General features: G+C 47.7%; 2 protein-coding genes. Both read left to right on the forward strand.

What is annotated here, in order from left to right:
• Positions 1–78 precede the first annotated feature (78 nt).
• Positions 79–378, forward strand: a complete 300-nt coding sequence (locus Q0785_RS20205; RefSeq protein WP_298834607.1) for a transposase — start codon at positions 79–81, stop codon at positions 376–378.
• Between the two features lie 23 nt (positions 379–401).
• A complete protein-coding gene (locus tag Q0785_RS20210; protein ID WP_298834610.1) occupies positions 402–1,271 on the forward strand; it encodes an IS3 family transposase in 870 nt (289 codons plus the stop codon).
• Positions 1,272–1,402 lie beyond the last annotated feature (131 nt).

Raw genomic sequence — 1,402 nt, forward strand, 5'->3', positions numbered from 1 at the left:
TGAGATTAGACTTAAAAGTGGACACGACTAAACGGTTTTCGACATACTGAAACTACCAAATCAAAGGACGTGTCAATCATGGCTAAACATAGAGATCCCGAATTCAAAGAACATATTGCTAAGTTGCATATCGAGGAAGGACGAAAAGCGACAGACCTGGCGTATGAAACCGGTGTGAGTGCCACAACAGTGCGCCATTGGGCAAGAGAATACCGGAAAAAGCAGGAGCGATTGGCCAATCCTACAGGAGAACCGTTGGTCACCTTTTCGGAGATGGAGAAAAAGTTGCGGGAGGCGGAACACCAGCTGAAAGAACGGGATGAAGAGTTGGAAATTCTAAAAAAGGCCATGCATGTCTTTGCGAAAGACCGTACGTAATCTATTCGTTTATTCAGGACCATGTGGACGAATACAGCGTGGTGAAGATGTGCAAAGTGCTCGGTGTAGCCAAAAGTGGTTTCTACAAATGGCGTGGTCTGCAAGTCAGTGGTGAGCAGACGAAACGACAGGTGCGACGACAGGAACTGGTGCAGAAAATCTTCCAGTCATACCATGAAAGTCATGGAACATACGGCAGTCCGCGCATCGTGAAAGACCTCGAGACGTGGGGCTATGCCGTATGCGAACGGACCGTCGGTCGCATCATGAAGGAAGTGGGGCTAAGCGCCTTACCGGAACGAAAATTCCAAGTGACGACGGATTCGAACCACAATCAGTTCGTTTATCCGAATCTCCTGGAACGTCAGTTTAAGGTAAATAAACCGGATACAGTCTGGGTTTCGGATATCACCTATATCTGGACACTCGAAGGTTGGTTGTATTTAGCGAGTGTAATGGATCTCTTCTCGCGTAAAATTGTCGGCTGGAGTTTGGGTGTCACGATGAAGACCGAACTGCCGCTCGACGCACTGCAAAATGCGCTGCTTATGCGAAATCCCGGTGAAGAAGCCATCCACCATTCTGATCGCGGTTCTCAATATTGTTCCGACGAATATATTAAATGTCTGAAAAAAAGCCATTTCAATATCAGCATGAGCCGCAAGGGCGATCCCTATGACAATGCCTGCATCGAATCGTTTCACGCCAGCCTCAAGAAAGAGCTGATTTACCGCAACCGGTTCCGGACTCGGGAAGAAGCTCGAAAGGCCATCGGCCATTACATCGACGTCTTCTACAATTTACGCAGACGTCACTCTACACTCGGCTACCTGTCGCCGGAAAACTATGAAAAGAAGCATTCATTCCCCATGGGGGAACGATCAGTTTCGTAACAGTTTGGCAGCTTTAACCAACGGTTCGATATCGAACCGTTGGTTAAAGCCGCCCGATCAAGCGAAGCGCGATAGCGTTTCTTGGAGAAAAAGAAAGATATTTCACTGTCCACTTTATTGACAGAAGACCA

It is taken from the genome of uncultured Planococcus sp. (assembly GCF_947501725.1).
GTDB classification, from domain to species: Bacteria; Bacillota; Bacilli; order Bacillales_A; family Planococcaceae; genus Planococcus; species Planococcus donghaensis_C.

Bases quoted from the DNA above. Each gene is read 5' to 3' on its own strand.
- Q0785_RS20205 (WP_298834607.1), top strand. From the start codon at position 79: ATGGCTAAACATAGAGATCCCGAATTCAAAGAACATATTGCTAAGTTG.